This is a genomic window from Streptomyces viridochromogenes (genome assembly GCF_001270495.1).
In the GTDB taxonomy this organism is placed as follows: Bacteria; Actinomycetota; Actinomycetes; order Streptomycetales; family Streptomycetaceae; genus Streptomyces; species Streptomyces viridochromogenes_A.
Genome location: NZ_LGUR01000201.1, coordinates 60,730 through 77,042 on the forward strand (window position 1 = coordinate 60,730; position 16,313 = coordinate 77,042).

Below are 16,313 nucleotides of genomic sequence, written 5' to 3' on the forward strand. Positions count from 1 at the left end.
AGGCGATCCCTTTGCTCGTCCGAAGTAACGTCATACCTTGGGCGCCCGCCGCACTCGTGGCGATCTCCCTGCTCACCACGAGTTGCGCGAGTCACGACGACAGCGCGTCCGCCCCGCAGGCCACCGCTTCGGCCTCCGCTCCGCACGGTTACGTCGAGGGTGCTCAGGAGAAGGCCGAGCAGCAGTCGCGGCTGCTGCTGAACGACCCGGCCACCGGCGACACACGGGTACTCGATCTGATCACCGGGAAGACGCACAAGGTGTCCCGGACTTCGGGCACCATCGAACTCACCACCGACGGCCGCTTCGGCTACTTCCACACCGCGGGCAGCACGCGCGTGCTGGACAGCGGCGCATGGATGGTGGACCACGGCGACCACGTCCACTACTACAGCGCGGCGATACGTGACGTGGGCCGGGTGCCCGGAGGCCCGGGCACCCGTGTCCGCAGCGATGCCGCCGTCACGGCGGTGACCGACGAGGACGGCCGCGCCAGGATCTACCGCCGGGCCGGTCTGGAGAAGGGCAAGGTCGGCTCCGCCCGCCCGCTTCCCGGGACGCACGCGGGAGTTGTCGTGCCGTACGCGGAGCACCTGCTCGGCGTCACGGACGACGGGAAGGTCGCGGTGTACGACCGCGAGGGCCGGCGGGCCGCGTCGCCGGACGCCCAGTGCGAGGAGGTGCGGGGCGACGCCGTCACCCGGCGTGGAGTCGTCCTCGGGTGCGCCGATGGTGCTCTGCTCGTCCGTGAGGACGATGGCAGGTTCACGGCCGAGAAAATCGCGTACGGCAGCGACGTACGCGAAACGGAGCGGGCCACGGCTTTCCGGCATCGGCCCGGCAGCGACACGCTCACGGCGCCGGCCGGGGATCGGGCCGTGTGGGTCCTGGACGTCACCGAGCGCGCGTGGACGCGGGTGAGGACCGGTTCCGTCGTCTCCGCCAACACGGCCGGTGAGGGCTCCGTCCTGATGGTCCTGGAGACCGACGGAGCAGTCCACGGCTACGACATCACTACCGGCAAGCAGGTCTCCAGGACGAAGCCGCTTCTGACGGGCACCCCCGAGACCGGTAGCGACGGGGACGCGGGACCGGTCATCGAGGTCGACCGCAGCCGCGCCTACCTCAACGACTCCAAGGGCAAACGCGTGTACGAGATCGACTACAACGACAACCTGCGCATCGCGCGCACCTTCGACCTGGACATCAAGCCGGCCCTGATGGTGGAGACCGGACGATGACCACACGGACGCGAGGGTCGCGGCGGATGCGGATCCTCCTGCTGGTCCTGCTCACCCTCGCCCTGGCCGGTGCCGGCACTGGCTGTACGAGCCGCGACGACCGGACTCGGGTGGTGGTGACGACCAACATCCTGGGCGACATCACCCAGGAGATCGTAGGGGACGAAGCCGACGTGACCGTGCTGATGAAGCCGAACGCCGACCCGCACTCCTTCGGTCTGTCGGCCGTGCAGGCCGCCGAGTTGGAGCGCGCCGACCTGGTGGTCTTCAACGGGCTGGGTCTGGAGGAGAACGTACTGCGGCACGTGGACGCCGCCCGCGAGGCAGGGGTGGCCACCTTCGAGGCCGGCAAGGCGGTGGACCCCCTCACCTTCCAGACGCATGACGACGGCGGCCCCGAGGAGGAGGCCGGGCAGCCCGATCCGCACTTCTGGACCGACCCCGACCGCGTTCGCAAGGCCGCGGGGCTGATCGCCGACCAGGTGATCGAGCACGTGGACGGGGTGGACGAGAAGGCGGTTCGTGCCAATGCCGACCGCTACGACGGCCGACTCGCCGACCTGGCCGCCTGGATGGAGAAGTCCTTCGACCGCATACCCGAACAGCGGCGGGCGTTGGTGACCAACCACCACGTCTTCGGCTACCTCGCCGAACGTTTCGGTTTCCGGGTGGTCGGCGCGGTGATTCCGAGCGGTACGACGCTGGCCTCGCCCAGCTCCTCCGACCTGCGCTCGCTCACCCAGGCGATGCGGAAGGCCGGCGTACACACCGTGTTCGCGGACTCCTCCCAGCCCAAGCGGCTGGCCGAGGTCCTGCGCACCGAACTGGACGGTCAGGTGCGCGTCGTCGAGCTCTACTCCGAGTCCCTGACCGAGAAGGGCAAGGGCGCCGGCACCTACCTGCAGATGATGCGCGCCAACACCACCGCCATGACCGACGGCCTGACCGGCGCCTGAACCAGAGCCTCTGACGTGCACACCGGTCGACCGGCCGCTCAAGCGCACCCGCACCCACTGCCGCGCCCGCGCGGCACAGAAAGGAACACCCCGGTGAACAAGCCGATACGCAACAGAGCCTTCACGGGCACGGCCCTCGCCCTGGCAGCCTCCGCGGTCCTGACCGCCTGCGGAGGGGAGGACAGCTCCTCGTCCGACGCGCAGGCCAAGAACGCGCCGGGCACCAAGGCCGTGGCGGTCAAGGACCCGCTGGTCGCCACGTTCGACGGCGGCCTGTACGTCCTGGACGGCGAAAGCCTGAAGCTGGCCAACACGATCGAGCTGCCCGGCTTCAACCGCCTCAACCCCGCCGGCGACGACTCCCACGTCATCGTCTCCACCGACTCCGGATTCCGCGTCTTCAGCGCCGCCAAGCAGACCTTCACCGGCGTCGAGTACAAGGGCGCCAAGCCCGGCCACGTCGTTCAGCACGCCGGTAAGACGGTCCTGTTCACCGACGGCACCGGCGAGGTCAACGTCTTCGACCCCGCCGACCTCAAGGGCGGCAAGAAGCCGGAAGGCCGCAACTACACCTCCGCCGAACCGCACCACGGCGTCGCCATCGAACTGACCAACGGCGAACTCCTCACCACCCTCGGCACCGAGGAGAAGCGCACCGGCGCCCTCGTCCTGGACAAGAACAACAAGGAGATCAAGCGCAACGAGAACTGCCCCGGCGTCCACGGCGAGGCCGCGGCCAAGGGCGAGGTCATCGGCATCGGCTGCGAGGACGGCCTCCTGATCTACAAGGACGGCAAGTTCACCAAGGTCGACGCCCCCGACGACTACGGCCGCATCGGCAACCAGCGCGGCAGCGACGCGTCCACCGTCCTCCTGGGCGACTACAAGACCGACCCGGAGGCCGAACTGGAGCGGCCGACCCGCATCTCCCTCATCGACACCGAGACCGGGAAACTGCGCCTGGTCGACCTGGGCACCAGCTACTCCTTCCGCTCGCTCGGCCGCGGACCCCACGGCGAGGCCCTCCTCCTCGGCACCAACGGCACCCTCCACGTCATCGACCCGGAGACCGGCAAGGTCGACAAGAAGATCCCCGTCGTGGACGACTGGCAGGAGCCGCTGGACTGGCAGCAGCCCCGGCCCACCCTCTTCGTCCGCGACAACACCGCGTACGTCTCCGAGCCGGGCAAGCGCCAACTGCACGCCATCGACATCGAATCGGGCAAGAAGATCACGTCCGTGACCCTGCCGAAGAGCACCAACGAACTGTCCGGCGTCGTCGCCGGCCACTGATCCTCCGACCCGACCCCGGCGAGGCCGTCCCGCCCGGCCCGGGCCGCGGGTCTACGACGGCCATGCCGGCGCGCCACGGCCTCGCCTTGTGCGGCTGGCCGGGGGAGAGGTGACCGTCGAGGGCGGACCGGGCGGCGGGCCGGTCAGCGCATCGGGTACGTGCACCAACAGCACGAGTTCGCCTGAGGTCCCCCGTCGACATCGCGGGCGCGGTCCTCACCGGCCGTACCCGGCAGATGGGCCGGCTGCGCCGCCGGGCGTGACGGACCGAGCGGCGGTGGACGAGGCACTGGAGCTGACCGGGCTCAGCGCGCTGCGGTGACGCCCCGTCGGCGAGCTCTCCGGCGGCCGGCGGCAGCGGTCCTGGTGGCCCGCGCGCAGGCCGCCGGCTCGAGCTGTTCGGCCGACTGACCGCGGAAAACAGGGCACTGCTGATGACCAACCACACGACCTGGCGGGCGCCGCCCGCACCTGCCACCGGGTGGTGCTGATGAACTGCACGGTCGTGGCCGAGGGCGGCCCCGAACTCCTCGCCGACCCCGACCAGGTGCTCCGGGCCTTCGGCAGACGGCCGGCGCACTCCGCACCGGCGGAGTGCTGATCATGGAGTCGTAGCACCCCAGACGGAATTCGGCACCGTGCGTTGTCCGCCCTGTCTGACCGAGAGACGGACAGGGGACATCGGTGACTGGCTGGAGCGAGGAGTAGTCGCAAGGCGGCGGACAGCGGCCTGGGTAGCCTCGGACGCACCCGAAAGGCGTTACGGGCCGCCTGTCGTCACCCAGGTGAGTCCAGGATCGCGTCAGTGGTCGCGGCCCCGTCGAGCACGGACGACCCGACTTCGGCACGGTCCACGGTGCGACGACCCTGCGCTCCGCCCTGACGGAAGCGGACTACGTAGTCCTGGCCGCACCCCTCACCCAGGATACCGGGGCATGGACGACGCCCCGGATTGGCCGACGGTCTACCGACGTTGCGCTCGGAGGAACCAGGACCGGGTCCCGGCTGCACCGCATCCTCCTGGACGAGCTCAGCGCTCGCGGTGAGCGGGACCGGTCGCGGTGCGCCATCGACTCCGTCAGCCTCAGGGCTGCAAGAGGGAGCCTCTGACCGGACCGAATGCGACCGACCGCGGCAAGAACGGGTCGAAGATCCACTTGTATAACGGACCGGAATGGACTGCCTCTGTCGCTGGGCATCTCCGGCGCCAACATGGGCCGATGGCTCCGCAGGCGGGCATCCGCCATCGCATCGCCCGCAAGGGCAACTGACACGATGTTCAACTCCCGTTTCCGGTCCTCCGTATCAGCGTAAAGCTGAGTCTCTTTATGGGTGGACAGTTCAGCAGACGACAGACGGTCGTTGCGGGACATCAAGAGATGAGTCTCGCAACGACCGTCAGCCCGATGGCGATACCGCGGCTACTGCGCCGAGGCGCCGGAAGTGGGTGGGCTACTTGGTCTTGAAGCGGTCCGGACGCACGAAGTCCAGGCCATCGATGGTCTGTTTGCCGAGCGCCTCGTGTGCGGCGATGTGGCCGTAGCCGGTAGCCATTTTGAAGCCCTTTCCGGAGAATCCGGTGGCACAGTAGACCCTGCTGTTCTCGTCAATCCAGCCGAGGAGGGGATGCCTGTCCTCGGTGAAAAGGTCGGGGAAGGCGTCGGAGCGCACGATGGTGGGGGTCAGACCGGGAAGGAATTCGGTGACGATATCGGTGACCTTCTCGACTTCTTCCCGGGTGAGTTCCCTGGGCACGGAGTCCGGGTCGGGGGTTTCCCTTCCGCGTCCGTCCAGCGGTCCGTCCACCGATGCCTTGACCGTCACACCATCGACGGCGGGTGCGCCGTACAGGGAGCGGTCGTCGTACAGCCGGCTGAAGACGGGGAATTTCTCTGGCGTGAACTGCATGCCGTCTTGGGCGATGAACCAGGTCAGGACGATCCGATGGGTTTCCGTGACGGCCTTGAGGTGGTCGGGCATGAGCCTTCGGGACCAGCCGCCCGAGGCGACGATGACCTTTTCGAACGTCCAGGTTCTGTCGCCCGAGGTGACGACCACGCCGTGGTCGGTTTCGGTGATGCTGTCCACGGGTGTGTTCTGAAGGACGGTGGCGCCGTTCGCCCGGGCCGCCGCGACGGCGGCACTGACGGCACGGTCGGTGCGCAGGACGCCGGCGCGGGGGTCATAGACGGCGCAGTCGTCGGGGCGGAGGTTGTGCTGGGGGTAGCGGTCCGCCATCTCCTCCCGGCTGAGGACGCAGTGCTCGGCTCCGGTGATGCGCGTTGCTTCGAGGAGGCTGGTGATGAAGCTGCCGTTCGCCGTCCCGATGGACAGGCCCCCGGTAACCGTGAGGATTTCCTGCCCGGTTTCCGCTTCGAGGTCGGCCCACAGGCCGCGGGAGCGCTCGATGATGGGGTAGTAGTCGGGCTTCCCGAGGTAGACCATGCGGAACAGGCGGGTGTCCCCGCCCACGGCACTGCGGCCGTGGGCCGGGGTGGCGGCCTCGAAGCCCACTACCGAGTCGGACAGCCGGGAGGCCTGCCACAGGGCCATGCTTCCGATGCTGCCCAAGCCGATGACTGCGAGCTTTGCGTCCATGAGAGCAGTTTCCTTTTCGTCTACTCGTGAAGTCCGGCGAGTCGGCTGCCGAATCTGGCCAGCAGTGAGGTGGTGCTGGAACCCCTGCGCTCTTCCCACCGGTCGGCAATGCCGAAGAGCCGGTACATGGCGTGCACGCCCAACCAGCGGATGGGTTCCGGTTCCCACTTCGGTGCTCGGTAGCCGACCCAGGGAAGGGTGGTCCGCTCGGTTTCCCTCTCGAAGGCGAGTTCCACGAGAGTCCTGCCGCCGACGTAGGCCGACGTGACACCGTGTCCCGCGTAGCCGGTGGACGAGCCGATCCCGGACGCCGGGTCCCAGTGCACGCCGCCGTTCCAGTCACGCGTGACGCCCAGGACGCCCGACCAGGCGTGGTCCACCTCGAAGGGAATGCCCGGGAAGAAGGAGCTGAGCTTCTGCGAGATCAGGTCAATGGTGGACTGGGCGGTCGCACCGGCTCCTCCCGTGCCGGACCCGAACCGGTAGGGGACACCGCGGCCCCCCATGGCGATACGGCCGTCCGCCGTCCGCTGGGCGTAGATGAAGGTGTGCGCGGAGTCGTTGAGGCACTGGGGCCCGTCCCAGCCGATCTCCTGCCATGCCTCCTCCGGCAGGGGCTTGGTCACGATCATCGAGGAATTGACAGGGATCAGGGTCCGGCTGCCCAGCAGCTGTCCCGAATAGCCTTCGGTGCAGATGAACGTCTTGGCCGCGGTGACGCGTCCGTTGGCCAGGCCGAGGGTCTTGCCCTCGGCACTGTCCACTCGGCTGCCCTCGTAGATCTGGACCCCCATGGATGTCAGGGTGTCGGCGAGGCCGTAGACGAGTTTCGCGGGGTGGAGCCGCGCGCAGTGCTTGTAGAAGAGCCCGCCGTGGACGGTGGAGATGTTGATACGGCTGCGGAACTCGTCCCGGTCGAGCATGTGGACTTCGTCGTCGGTCAGCCCGTACTTCAGGTCGGCATCACGCCTGGCGACAAGCCGGCCCAGCCCCGCCCGAGTGTGGGCGGCGACGAGCGCGCCACTCTTGTGCTGATCGGCATCGATGCCCTCGGCCTGGAGGATGTCCAGGACGGCGTCGACACCGGCGACGAATTCCTGCTGCAGCGCCCGGCTGGCTTCCAACCCGCCTCCGGCGCGGGCGAAGGTGGCACGGTTTCCCGGGGGCATTGCCGAGAGCCAGCCACCGTTGCGTCCTGATGCGCCGTAGCCCACCTGCTCGGCCTCGAAGACCGCGACCGAGAGAGACGGTTCGAGCTTCTTGGCGAAGTACGCCGCCCACAGGCCGGTGTATCCGCCGCCGACAATGGCCACGTCGACGGTGACCTGGCCGGTGAAACGGGGGAACGAGGGCTTCTTGTCGGCGAGTTGGGCCACCCAGAAGCCGAGCTCTCCGTTTCGGGGTGGTGCCGCCAGGGCGTTCATGTGCGTCCTTCTTCTGTGTCTGGGAACCGCGTGGGCCGGTACTGGAAGGCGGTGTAGCGGCCGTCGGCGGAGGAGGGTTGTCCCGGTGATGGACGGGGACTCCGACGATGCGAGGAAGAGGACGATGCGGCGAAGCCCTGCATACGGTCGATGTTGTCCTGCGTCACGTCGGCCGGCACGATCGGCGCCGGGGTGTCATTCGCTCGACGAGGGTGTCGGGTGCCTGTTGGATCCGGTTTCCAGATGCATTCCTCAGGTTTGGTTCGCCGCTACACCGCGGTGCAGCTCATCTGGGTCTCGACAGGATTGCGGAGGTGGAGCTCGGCGACGCCGATCGCGGTGCGAGCGTGCCCTCCGTCTCGCCCAGCACCTCGATGAGCAGTTCACTGGCCGCGTTGGCGACGTTCGACTGCTCGCCGAAGTCCGGCGTGCCGGCCACCAGGACCAGCATCTGTACGATCCGGACCGGTCCAGATCACGTCCCGGCCGACAACGCCCTCACTCAACGGCTCACTGTCCCGGAAGGCAGTCGGCCCTAGATATCGATGACTGAGCCCGCAACCCGGTGCTGCACGAAGTACGTGTTGCGGGCGATGACGGGTGGCTCCAGTCCTCAGTTTTCCGCTCAGGTGTCAGGGACGCGGGAGGCCGAAGAGAACGGGGAGGTCGGCGATGTCGGTGATCCGCTCGTAGCCGAGCCAGTGCTCGTCGTGCTCCCAGCCGCGGTCCATGTACACCTTGTTCTCGATGCCCATGATGGCCGCGGAGCGCAGGTCGTACATCGGGCTCGCGGAGACGTGCACGAGCTCGTCGGGTGTCACGCCGAGCTTGTCGAGCATGTAGTCGAACGCGCCGAGTCGCGGCTTGTAGACGCCCATCTCCTCGGCGCTGATGACGACTTCGAACGGGGCCTTGAGGTTCTCCGCGAGGCGCACGGCGTGCGCGGTGTCGCTGTTCGTGATGATGACCAGCGGGACTTCCTCGGCCAGGCGGTTCAGCGCCTCGGTGACACCCGGGTACGGGCCCCAGGTGGGGATGCGGTCGTACACCGCACGCGCTTCGTCCTCGCGGTACTCGAGACCGACCTTGTGCAGAGCGCGTTCCATGGAACGCGCGACGACCTGGTGGAACGGCTGGTAGGCGCCCGTGCACTCGTCGATCCGGTACGCCTTGCAGATCCGCAGGAAGTCATCGGCGAGCTCGGCCGGCAGCCGGTCGCCCAGGACCTCGCGCATCGTGTCGTTGATGCTGAACTTGATCAGTGTGCCGTTCATGTCGAACGTCGCGAACTTGGGCTTGATGTCGAATCCCACTGGGTCCTCCTAGTACTTCAGCGGAGCAGCCTGACACTAGCTCTGGTCGATTGTCGACCATCTATTAGTCGATTGTCGACCAGGTGGTTTCGAATGTCAACGACGACCTCATGGCCAGTCAGCGCTCCCTCGAACCGCTGTCCCGCCCCTGTTCCTCGGTGCCCCTCTCCGCCATGGCCATGAGACTCCTTTTTCTTGTCTGGTAACCAGACGTCGGCGTCAGTTGGTGACTCGGCGGTGGCTGAGCAGGGCCGCGGTGATGCCGTCCGTAGGTCAGGAGGTGTGCGGCTGCCTTGCCCTGCGCTCGTGGCTGCGGCGCCAGGGCCGGAGGCCGGCGAGCCACGACACTGTCCTCTCGGCGTCCGGAAGCACGAAGGTGCTGCGTCGCACATCCTGTGCACCGCCGAGCTACGGACCGCCGCGCTCCCTCGGTCGGCTGCAGGCGTCCTGGCGGCTGCCCCAGGTCGCCCTGCCGCAGATCCGCAAGCACCCGCGTTGCCGGAACCGGCACCGGTCTGACAACCGAACGGCACCATCGAGGCACCGACGTGTCACCGCGACCCGTGAGCTGGGAGGGGCACGGCACGGCTGTGATTCAGGAAGCTCCGTGCCCGAGGACCAACTTGAGCGTGGATGTCAAAAACCAAGCGGAGGTATAGTCGACAAACGACCAAATGGTCGACAGGCGCCGACGGAGGGCAACGGGGTGGACCACAAGTTCGAGTGGCAGGAGCAGCGGATGACGACGCCGGACGGCGTCTACCGCACACTGCGTGCCGCCATCCTCGATGGGACCGTACCTCCCGGTGGCCAACTGCGCGAGGCGCACATCGCCACGGATCTCGGGATCAGCCGGTCCCCGCTGCGCGAGGCGCTGACCAAGCTGGAGGAGGAAGGGCTCGTTGTAAAGATCCCCTACCGCGGGGCGTTCGTCGTAGAGGTGAGCGCTCGCGAGGTCGCCGAGATCGACTCGGTCCGGCTACGTGTCGAGCCCTACGCCGCCGAACTCTCGGCCGAAGCGCTGCGCGGTCCTGAGCGGCCTCAGCTGCTGCAAACCGTCGAGGATCTCCGCCGGGCAATGGAGAAGGATGACATCCCGGCCAGTATCGACGCACACCTTCGCTTCCACAGGCTCTTCTACGATCTCTCGGGGCACGGCATCCTGCAGAGTCTCTGGAACGGCTGGGAGACCAAGCTGCGCCTCTACCTCAGTGTCGATCACCGCACTTACAGCGACAACCCGCATCAATTGGTCGTCGAGCACGAGAGGTTGGCCACCGTTGCCCTGGAAGGCGACACCGACGCGTTCCGTCAGGAACTGGCCGCCCATTTCCCCATGGGACTGCGAGCCCAGCCGGGAGACCAAGGGGGACACGCGCACCGGCATGCATGAGGCCATGCAGTCTGCTTGAAGTGTCCAAAGGCAACCTCATTCAGCGGGGTGGACGCGAAACAGTACGGCTCGGTGCGCTGGTGCCGTCCAGCCAGGTCACCGTCATCACCGGTTCCGCCACCCGCTCGGACGTCACCTGCCTGCGGGTCACCACGGCGATACCTGGCGCGGCCCTTGCCCGGGCGAGGTAGGGGCGTATTCCAGGACCGAGCGCACCGGCAGCACCACGGCGATCTTGACCTGCCACAGCAGGTCGACGCCCGTCGCCGTGGCTGCGAGTCACGGTGGAGATCCGGAACAGCTCCGGTCCGCCGGCAGCGGCATGCGCGCCGGCAGGGCTGTCGGCAGACGGCTGGCGAGCTTCTGCTCGCTGACGAACCGCGCCGAGCGCGGCATGGACCACTGCACGGGTGGTCGGCACGGCTCCTGAAGCCGCGGGCGACGCGTCGGTGAGGCTCGATGAAGCCGCTGGAGTCTTAATGGCCGTGTCAAAGGAGTGTGTCTGTCGCCGGTGCTGTCAGGCGTCGGTGTCGGCGGCCTCTTCGAGCAGTGCCAGGGCGTGGTTGTGGAACCGGCGTTCGGCATCGCGGCATGGGGCGTTGAAGAATGCTCGCTGAGCTTCGGCAAGATCGCAGTTCAAGAGCTCCATGGTCACGACTGTGGCTTCCACGCCGTGGCAGCCGTTGTCTTTGAGGAACTGCTGGAGTGCGTCCGTGTCGCCGGTCGACTCCCAGACGGGCCGGGCGGTTTCCTGCATGGCTGCGATGCGCGCTGATCGTTCTGCGTCGAAGCTCACTGGACCCGCCTCTCTGGGATGGGTCCGCAGACTATCGCCGGTGGTGGGACGCGTTGGTCCATTAAGTGGCGCGAGGCAATGGTGGGCGCAGGGTGAAGGGCCTTGGAGTCGCACCCCGGCAGCGCCGTCCGCACCGTGCCGACGTTCAACGGGCGACGCCGCCTGGAGCGCGGGTCGCGAGGCGCGGGGACACTGACCGGGCCGCCGTACCTCTGAACAGCGAACGCTGACTGATAGTCAGGTCAAGCTGCTTCACTGCATCACCCACTGACCATACGATCGCGATCGAGTCTCAGTCTTGACAAAGTCTAAACTAGACCATACTTTTCAAGCTCCTTGAGTGGGCGTGCGTGGCCTGGGTGGGTTTGTTCACGTTGGTTGGCCGCCACACCTGGCCCCTGCTGAAATCGGAGTTGGACATGAGGTGCTACGACTGCCTCCAGGAGGCCCGCAGCGACACCACCGGCATCGGAGTGTGCTCGCGTTGCGGCTTGGCCACCTGCGAGAATCACGCCCGCGTACGTCAGGTACAGATCACCCGCCAGGTCGGCATGGGTGCTGCGTACGGCCGCATCCCTGCACGCAGGGTCGTATGCCACACCTGCGACATGGCCGAGACGGCCCACTGACCCACATGGTGCGCTTATCGCACCGCATCATCGGTCGTCGAATGCGCGCTGTCCGTCCGTGCGCCCGTTCTTGGCCTGCCCGGACGCCGTCCCGGATCACTGGCGCGGCGTCCGGGCCTCAGTCGTGGCCATGGTCATTGCGTCACGCTGGAGGCGCAACCGCGGACGACAAGAGGTCGCAGGAGCAGAACGAGGACGGATCAATCGCCGGGTGGCCAGGACGTCAACTGCAGCGAGGGCCGGGCGCGCCCCTTGGATCGGAGGGCTTCCAGGGCTGCGTGATCGACGAGGCCGCGACCACCCGATAAGGATCTGTGCCCGGACTGCCGGGCGGACACCCCCTGACCGCCGGGCGGTCCGAGCTGTCGCATGCTGCAACTCGGACCGCCGAATGCCGGCGCCTGTGCTGTCGTGATCGGTCCGACCGCGGGACCTTGAGAGGCAGGGGCGTCAGTCGGAGTGCGTCGGCGGCGGACGCGTCGGCAGTTGCACCCAAGAGCCTCCACGATGTCCCCACCGACGGTCATTCCGGCGTGTCTGGGGGCAGGGGCGGTCGTGGAGTCCACGCTGACCAGGCACAAGTCCGCCTGCTCTGGCGGGTGACTTCGGCGATCAGGCCTTCCGGCAGCGCGGTGAAGAGACCGGCGTTCCTCCCGGCCTGCCAGCGCTCGTAGGCGGTCGGCCAGTCCCGAACTCGCCTGCCATCTCACGCCGCTGCGTGCTTGCCCTGAACCGCCGCATCGCGCCGTCGAGCTGATTCGGCAGTCGCTCAGGGTAGGGCCGTACTCGCCCGTCGGCCAGAACGGTGCGGTCAACCTCCGCTGTTCGTCGGAGAGTTGCATCAGCGTCACGGTCGTCTTCCTGTCGGATCTGCCTGCCTGCCTGCCCGATCCGGATCGGCTCGACCATCCGTGTCAACCGCTCGACATGATCGTCCACGCCGAACCTGATGAGATCGGTGGGCCGGGTCGCGACGTCGACCGCCGCTTACGGCGGCGCCGGGCGGAGCTGCACGTGGCGTTCCGAGGTCGCACTCGGGGCTGAAGTCCGTATTGACAGTGCCCGACGGGCACCCATATGGTCGACAAACGACAATACGGTGGCAGTTTTAAGTCACCATATGGTGCTTTGTCGCCACTGTTACTCGAGAGGAGGGCCGAGTACAGATGATCAAGATTCATATGATGCAGGTTCTTATGGGGAACTGTGCGGGTTTGTGCCCTGCTCTGTTCGCGGAGGGGGCTCGATGAGCCAGTCCGTGACTTCGGCAGCGAACACCGACTCGGCTTCCGATCGGCTTCAGGCGTTGGGTCTGGCCCTTCCCGAGCTCCGTGACAACCCGTACTACGTGCACCACCGGAGTGTGGATTCCAGCATCTATATCTCGGGCCAACTGCCTTACCAGGACGGCTGGCTGCTGGGGCAGGGCACTGTCGGCAGGGACGTCGAGCTGGAGACGGCCAAGGAGCTCGCGCGCCATGCCGCGCTCAACTGCCTCGCCGCCGCTGTGCAGGCGGTGGGCGATCTGGACCGGGTCCGGATCGTGCAGATGCTGGTCTTCGTGGCCAGTACGCCGGACTTCGGTGAGCAGTCGAACGTCGCCAGCGCGGCCAGTGACCTGCTCATCGAGGTGCTGGGCGAGAACGGGCGACACGCCCGCACCGCGATCGGTGTCGCCGGGCTGCCGCTCAACAGTCCGGTCGAGATCCAGATGGTCTGCACCGCTGTGTAGGGCGGGCCCGACGGCGGTGTACGCAAGTGCGCGCGACATCGCGGGCCGCGCACGTTCGGCATCCAGGGGAGTCAGCACCCGTGCCCCTCGGTCATTCCAGGCAGAACCACAAGGAGGGCAGCGTGAACCGGCTGCAACGAGCACTCGACGCTCTGGTCGAGCGGATCGACACCCCCGCGCCGATCGTGCTGGTCGACGTCATGCAGGGCAACATCGACCGCATACAAGGCTTCGCCGACCAGCGCGACCTCAAGGTCAGGCCGCACGTCAAGACGCACAAGTGCGTGGAGATCGGGCGACGCCAGATCGAGGCCGGCGCGGTCGGGATCACCGCGGGAAACGTCGGTGAGGCCGAGGTCTTCGCCGCGGCCGGATTCGACGACATCTTTCTCGCCTACCCGATCTGGGCCGCGGGAACGAAGCGAGCCCGGATCCGCCGGCTCGCCGAGTCCGTCCGGCTGCGGGTCGGCGTCGACAACGTCGCGGCGATCGAGGCCCTCGCCGACGCGATGGGAGACGAACCGGACCGGCTGCAGGTCGTGATCGAGGTCGACTGTGGCGCCCGTCGGTCCGGGGCGCCGCCCGAGGCTGCGGGCGATCTCGCGCTCGCCGCCCGCAAGCGCGGTCTGGTGCCGGTGGGCGTCTTCACCTATCCAGGTCACGGCAGCACCGGTCGGGATGCTCGCAGGCGCGCGGCGCAGGACCAGGAAGCCGCGCTCATCACCGCGGTACGCAGCCTCGCCGACGTCGGGGTCACCGCAGAGGTGGTCAGCGCCGGCTCCACGCCCACCGTCGAGTACTCCACCAGCAGCAGCGTGATCACCGAGATCCGTCCCGGCGAGTACGTCTTCGGCGATCTGAACAACGCCCGGCTGGGCTCCTGTACGGACGACCAGATCGCGTTGTTCGTCGTCGGCACCGTGGTCAGCGACTGGGTCCCCGACCAGGTCATCCTTGATGTGGGCACCAAAGCCCTCAGCCGCGAAGGCAGTCCCGAGATCGGCTACGGCGGCATCGCCGGCACGAAGGCGGTCCTGGCGAAGCTCAACGAGTACCACGGGTTCCTTCCGCTGCCGGACGGCGAGTTCCGCCCCAGCGTCGGCACCGTCGTACCGGTGGTGCCCAACCACGTATGCCCCGTCGTCCTCGGTTTCGAGGAACTGATCGTCACCGACAGCACGGGCACGTCGCTGCAGCGCTGGCCGGTCGACGCCCGCGGATTCCTCAACTGACCGGCACGGGACGAGATTTTCGTGGCCGAGCCCGCAACCCGACCTACCTCCCCCGTAAAGGAGCGCCTTACATGAGACTCAACAACGTCGCGGCCCTGGTGACCGGCGCCAGCAGTGGCATCGGGGAGGCGGTGAGTTCCCACTTCCGGCGCGAGGGCGCGCGGCTGCTGCTCACCGGCCGCAGGGAGCGGCTCGACAGCGCTCAGCCCGACGACCTGTATGTCCCTGGAGACCTCAATGACGAGGCGTTCGTCGAGCACCTGGCCAAGCAGGCCGCCGAGTCCTTCGGCACCGTCGATGTCGTCGTCCTCAACCACGGCCTGCAGGCCAGCAGTCCGCTGACCGAGATGGCCTACGACGACGCGAAGCACGTGCTCGAGAGCAACCTGCTCAGCGCGTTCCTGGTGATGAAGCACTTCGCGCCGCTGATGCCTGAGGGCGGCGGCTCGTTCGTCTGCGTCGGTTCACGGCTCGGCATGGTCGGCAAGCCCGGGGAGGTTCTGTACTCCGCCGCCAAGGGAGGCCTCATCATGCTCGCCAAGGGCGCGGCGATCGAATGGGCTGCGCGCAACATCCGCGTCAACGTCGTTGCTCCCGGTCTGACCGCCACCCCGATCATCGAAGCGGTGATCCAACGAAGCCCCGACCCCGAGGCCTACCGCCGCGAGCGCGAGAGCCAGATCCCGCTCCAGCGCCTCGCCACCCCCGAAGAGGTCGCCGACGCGGTGCTCTTCTTCGCATCGTCGGAGTCGTCGTACGTGACCGGATCGGTCCTGACCGTCGACGGCGGGTACACCGCTTTCTGACCACCCTGCTGGGCATCATCTCCAGCAATGGGCTGACCGACCTGCTCTCCGTCTCGCCTTCTGCCTCGGGCGATCGCCGATTGCGGCATGAACGGTCGAGCACGCGTCGAGCGCGTCCCCCATTCGCCGCACTCGAACGGTGCCACCCACAAGGCGCCCGTGCCGACAACAGCATCCGAGCCCCCGGCCACCCCGGCACCAGCCGCGACGCGTCGCCGGCCTCCGCACGCCGCGAACGGGCCACGCCCACGAGTGCGTGCCAGACGCCGCTCGGCGACGGCTCATTGACCGTGGCCGCGGCTACCAACCTCTCCAGCTCAAGAAGGAAAGACATGTCGCTCCTGAAGGCCATCGACACCCATCCCTCCTTCGCGCCGCGAGAGTCCGGCCCGCTCCCGGGACGCCTGATTTCCGGCAACCCCGAGTTCAAGACCTGGGCCCAGGACGTCGCCCGTGGGGAGTCGATCCATACGGGCGTCTGGGAAGCGACGCCCGGCGAGGTGCGCTCGATCAAGGGCGAGACCTTCGAGTTCTGCCACATCCTCTCCGGCATCGTCGAACTCACATCCGAAGGTGGCGAGCCGGTGATCTACAAGGCCGGCGACAGCTTCGTCATGAAGCCGGGCTACGTCGGCGTCTGGAAGACCATCGAAACCGTGCGCAAGATCTACGTGACCGTGATGTGACGCCGATGCCGCGCGACCCGATCGTGTTTGGGATCTCTCGCGAAGCTACCTGCTGAGCAGCGTTACCCGGGGCAGATGGACCGCCCGGCACGTCCCTCAACCGCAGGCCCCGCTCTGCCTCACCCTCACGAAGGCCTTCATACTGCGGCTCTGGTGAAAACCGCCGCCACCCTGCCGGTCACCGCCTGCGACGGCTCCGGCTTCCCCACCGCCA

Annotated in this window: 15 protein-coding genes and 1 pseudogene; 11 read left to right on the forward strand and 5 right to left on the reverse strand. The window is 67.6% G+C overall.

Annotation, left to right across the window (positions count from 1 at the left end; all coding sequences use genetic code 11):
• Positions 1-11 precede the first annotated feature (11 nt).
• The 4 genes and pseudogenes from ADK36_RS23150 to ADK36_RS49585 form a co-directional block, all read left to right on the forward strand.
• Positions 12-1,241, forward strand: coding sequence for a hypothetical protein (locus tag ADK36_RS23150; protein WP_048584593.1), 1,230 nt, complete (start codon positions 12-14; stop codon positions 1,239-1,241).
• On the forward strand, positions 1,238-2,197 hold the full coding sequence (gene aztC / locus ADK36_RS23155; protein ID WP_048584592.1) for a zinc ABC transporter substrate-binding protein AztC: 960 nt from the start codon (positions 1,238-1,240) through the stop codon (positions 2,195-2,197). Before ADK36_RS23150 ends, aztC begins: the two co-directional genes overlap by 4 nt.
• A gap of 93 nt (positions 2,198-2,290) precedes the next feature.
• A complete protein-coding gene (gene aztD, locus ADK36_RS23160) occupies positions 2,291-3,490 on the forward strand; it encodes a zinc metallochaperone AztD (protein WP_053198837.1) in 1,200 nt (399 codons plus the stop codon).
• Positions 3,491-4,480: 990 nt separating this feature from the next.
• Positions 4,481-4,705: pseudogene (locus ADK36_RS49585) on the forward strand (IS5/IS1182 family transposase); the annotation flags it as partial.
• 237 nt (positions 4,706-4,942) lie between these two features.
• Here the strand turns inward: ADK36_RS49585 and solA are convergent.
• The 4 genes from solA to ADK36_RS23180 form a co-directional block, all read right to left on the reverse strand.
• The gene (solA, locus tag ADK36_RS23165; RefSeq protein WP_048584590.1) at positions 4,943-6,088 is read right to left on the reverse strand and encodes an N-methyl-L-tryptophan oxidase; all 1,146 of its coding nucleotides are present in this window, start codon (positions 6,086-6,088) and stop codon (positions 4,943-4,945) included.
• A gap of 20 nt (positions 6,089-6,108) precedes the next feature.
• Entirely contained in the window at positions 6,109-7,512 is a 1,404-nt protein-coding gene (locus tag ADK36_RS23170) for an NAD(P)/FAD-dependent oxidoreductase (RefSeq protein WP_063784526.1), read from the reverse strand.
• A gap of 286 nt (positions 7,513-7,798) precedes the next feature.
• On the reverse strand, positions 7,799-7,963 hold the full coding sequence (locus ADK36_RS46515) for a hypothetical protein (RefSeq protein WP_234329837.1): 165 nt from the start codon (positions 7,961-7,963) through the stop codon (positions 7,799-7,801).
• Positions 7,964-8,144: 181 nt separating this feature from the next.
• On the reverse strand, positions 8,145-8,825 hold the full coding sequence (locus ADK36_RS23180; protein ID WP_048584589.1) for a haloacid dehalogenase type II: 681 nt from the start codon (positions 8,823-8,825) through the stop codon (positions 8,145-8,147).
• 706 nt (positions 8,826-9,531) lie between these two features.
• On the opposite strand from ADK36_RS23180, the gene ADK36_RS23185 reads away from it, so the two are divergent.
• Together ADK36_RS23185 and ADK36_RS48925 are read left to right on the forward strand one after the other, a co-directional pair.
• Positions 9,532-10,218, forward strand: coding sequence for a GntR family transcriptional regulator (locus ADK36_RS23185; protein WP_053198840.1), 687 nt, complete (start codon positions 9,532-9,534; stop codon positions 10,216-10,218).
• Positions 10,219-10,238: 20 nt separating this feature from the next.
• Positions 10,239-10,409 (forward strand): hypothetical protein, encoded by a 171-nt coding sequence (locus tag ADK36_RS48925; RefSeq protein WP_159391185.1) that lies wholly within the window; start codon positions 10,239-10,241, stop codon positions 10,407-10,409.
• A 326-nt stretch (positions 10,410-10,735) separates the two neighbouring features.
• Here the strand turns inward: ADK36_RS48925 and ADK36_RS23190 are convergent, their stop codons facing one another.
• The gene (locus ADK36_RS23190; protein WP_159029251.1) at positions 10,736-11,014 is read right to left on the reverse strand and encodes a hypothetical protein; all 279 of its coding nucleotides are present in this window, start codon (positions 11,012-11,014) and stop codon (positions 10,736-10,738) included.
• A gap of 419 nt (positions 11,015-11,433) precedes the next feature.
• On the opposite strand from ADK36_RS23190, the gene ADK36_RS51505 reads away from it, so the two are divergent.
• The 5 genes from ADK36_RS51505 to ADK36_RS23215 all read left to right on the forward strand — a co-directional run bounded on the left by ADK36_RS51505 (position 11,434) and on the right by ADK36_RS23215 (position 16,099).
• Positions 11,434-11,643: a DUF2180 family protein gene (locus ADK36_RS51505; protein ID WP_063776924.1), complete on the forward strand. Its 210-nt coding sequence runs from the start codon at positions 11,434-11,436 to the stop codon at positions 11,641-11,643.
• A 1,258-nt stretch (positions 11,644-12,901) separates the two neighbouring features.
• A complete protein-coding gene (locus tag ADK36_RS23200; RefSeq protein ID WP_229911613.1) occupies positions 12,902-13,375 on the forward strand; it encodes a RidA family protein in 474 nt (157 codons plus the stop codon).
• A 122-nt stretch (positions 13,376-13,497) separates the two neighbouring features.
• Positions 13,498-14,607 (forward strand): alanine racemase, encoded by a 1,110-nt coding sequence (locus ADK36_RS23205; protein ID WP_048584584.1) that lies wholly within the window; start codon positions 13,498-13,500, stop codon positions 14,605-14,607.
• 71 nt (positions 14,608-14,678) lie between these two features.
• The gene (locus ADK36_RS23210) at positions 14,679-15,413 is read left to right on the forward strand and encodes an SDR family NAD(P)-dependent oxidoreductase (protein ID WP_048584583.1); all 735 of its coding nucleotides are present in this window, start codon (positions 14,679-14,681) and stop codon (positions 15,411-15,413) included.
• 332 nt (positions 15,414-15,745) lie between these two features.
• Positions 15,746-16,099, forward strand: a complete 354-nt coding sequence (locus ADK36_RS23215) for a cupin domain-containing protein (protein ID WP_048584582.1) — start codon at positions 15,746-15,748, stop codon at positions 16,097-16,099.
• Positions 16,100-16,313 lie beyond the last annotated feature (214 nt).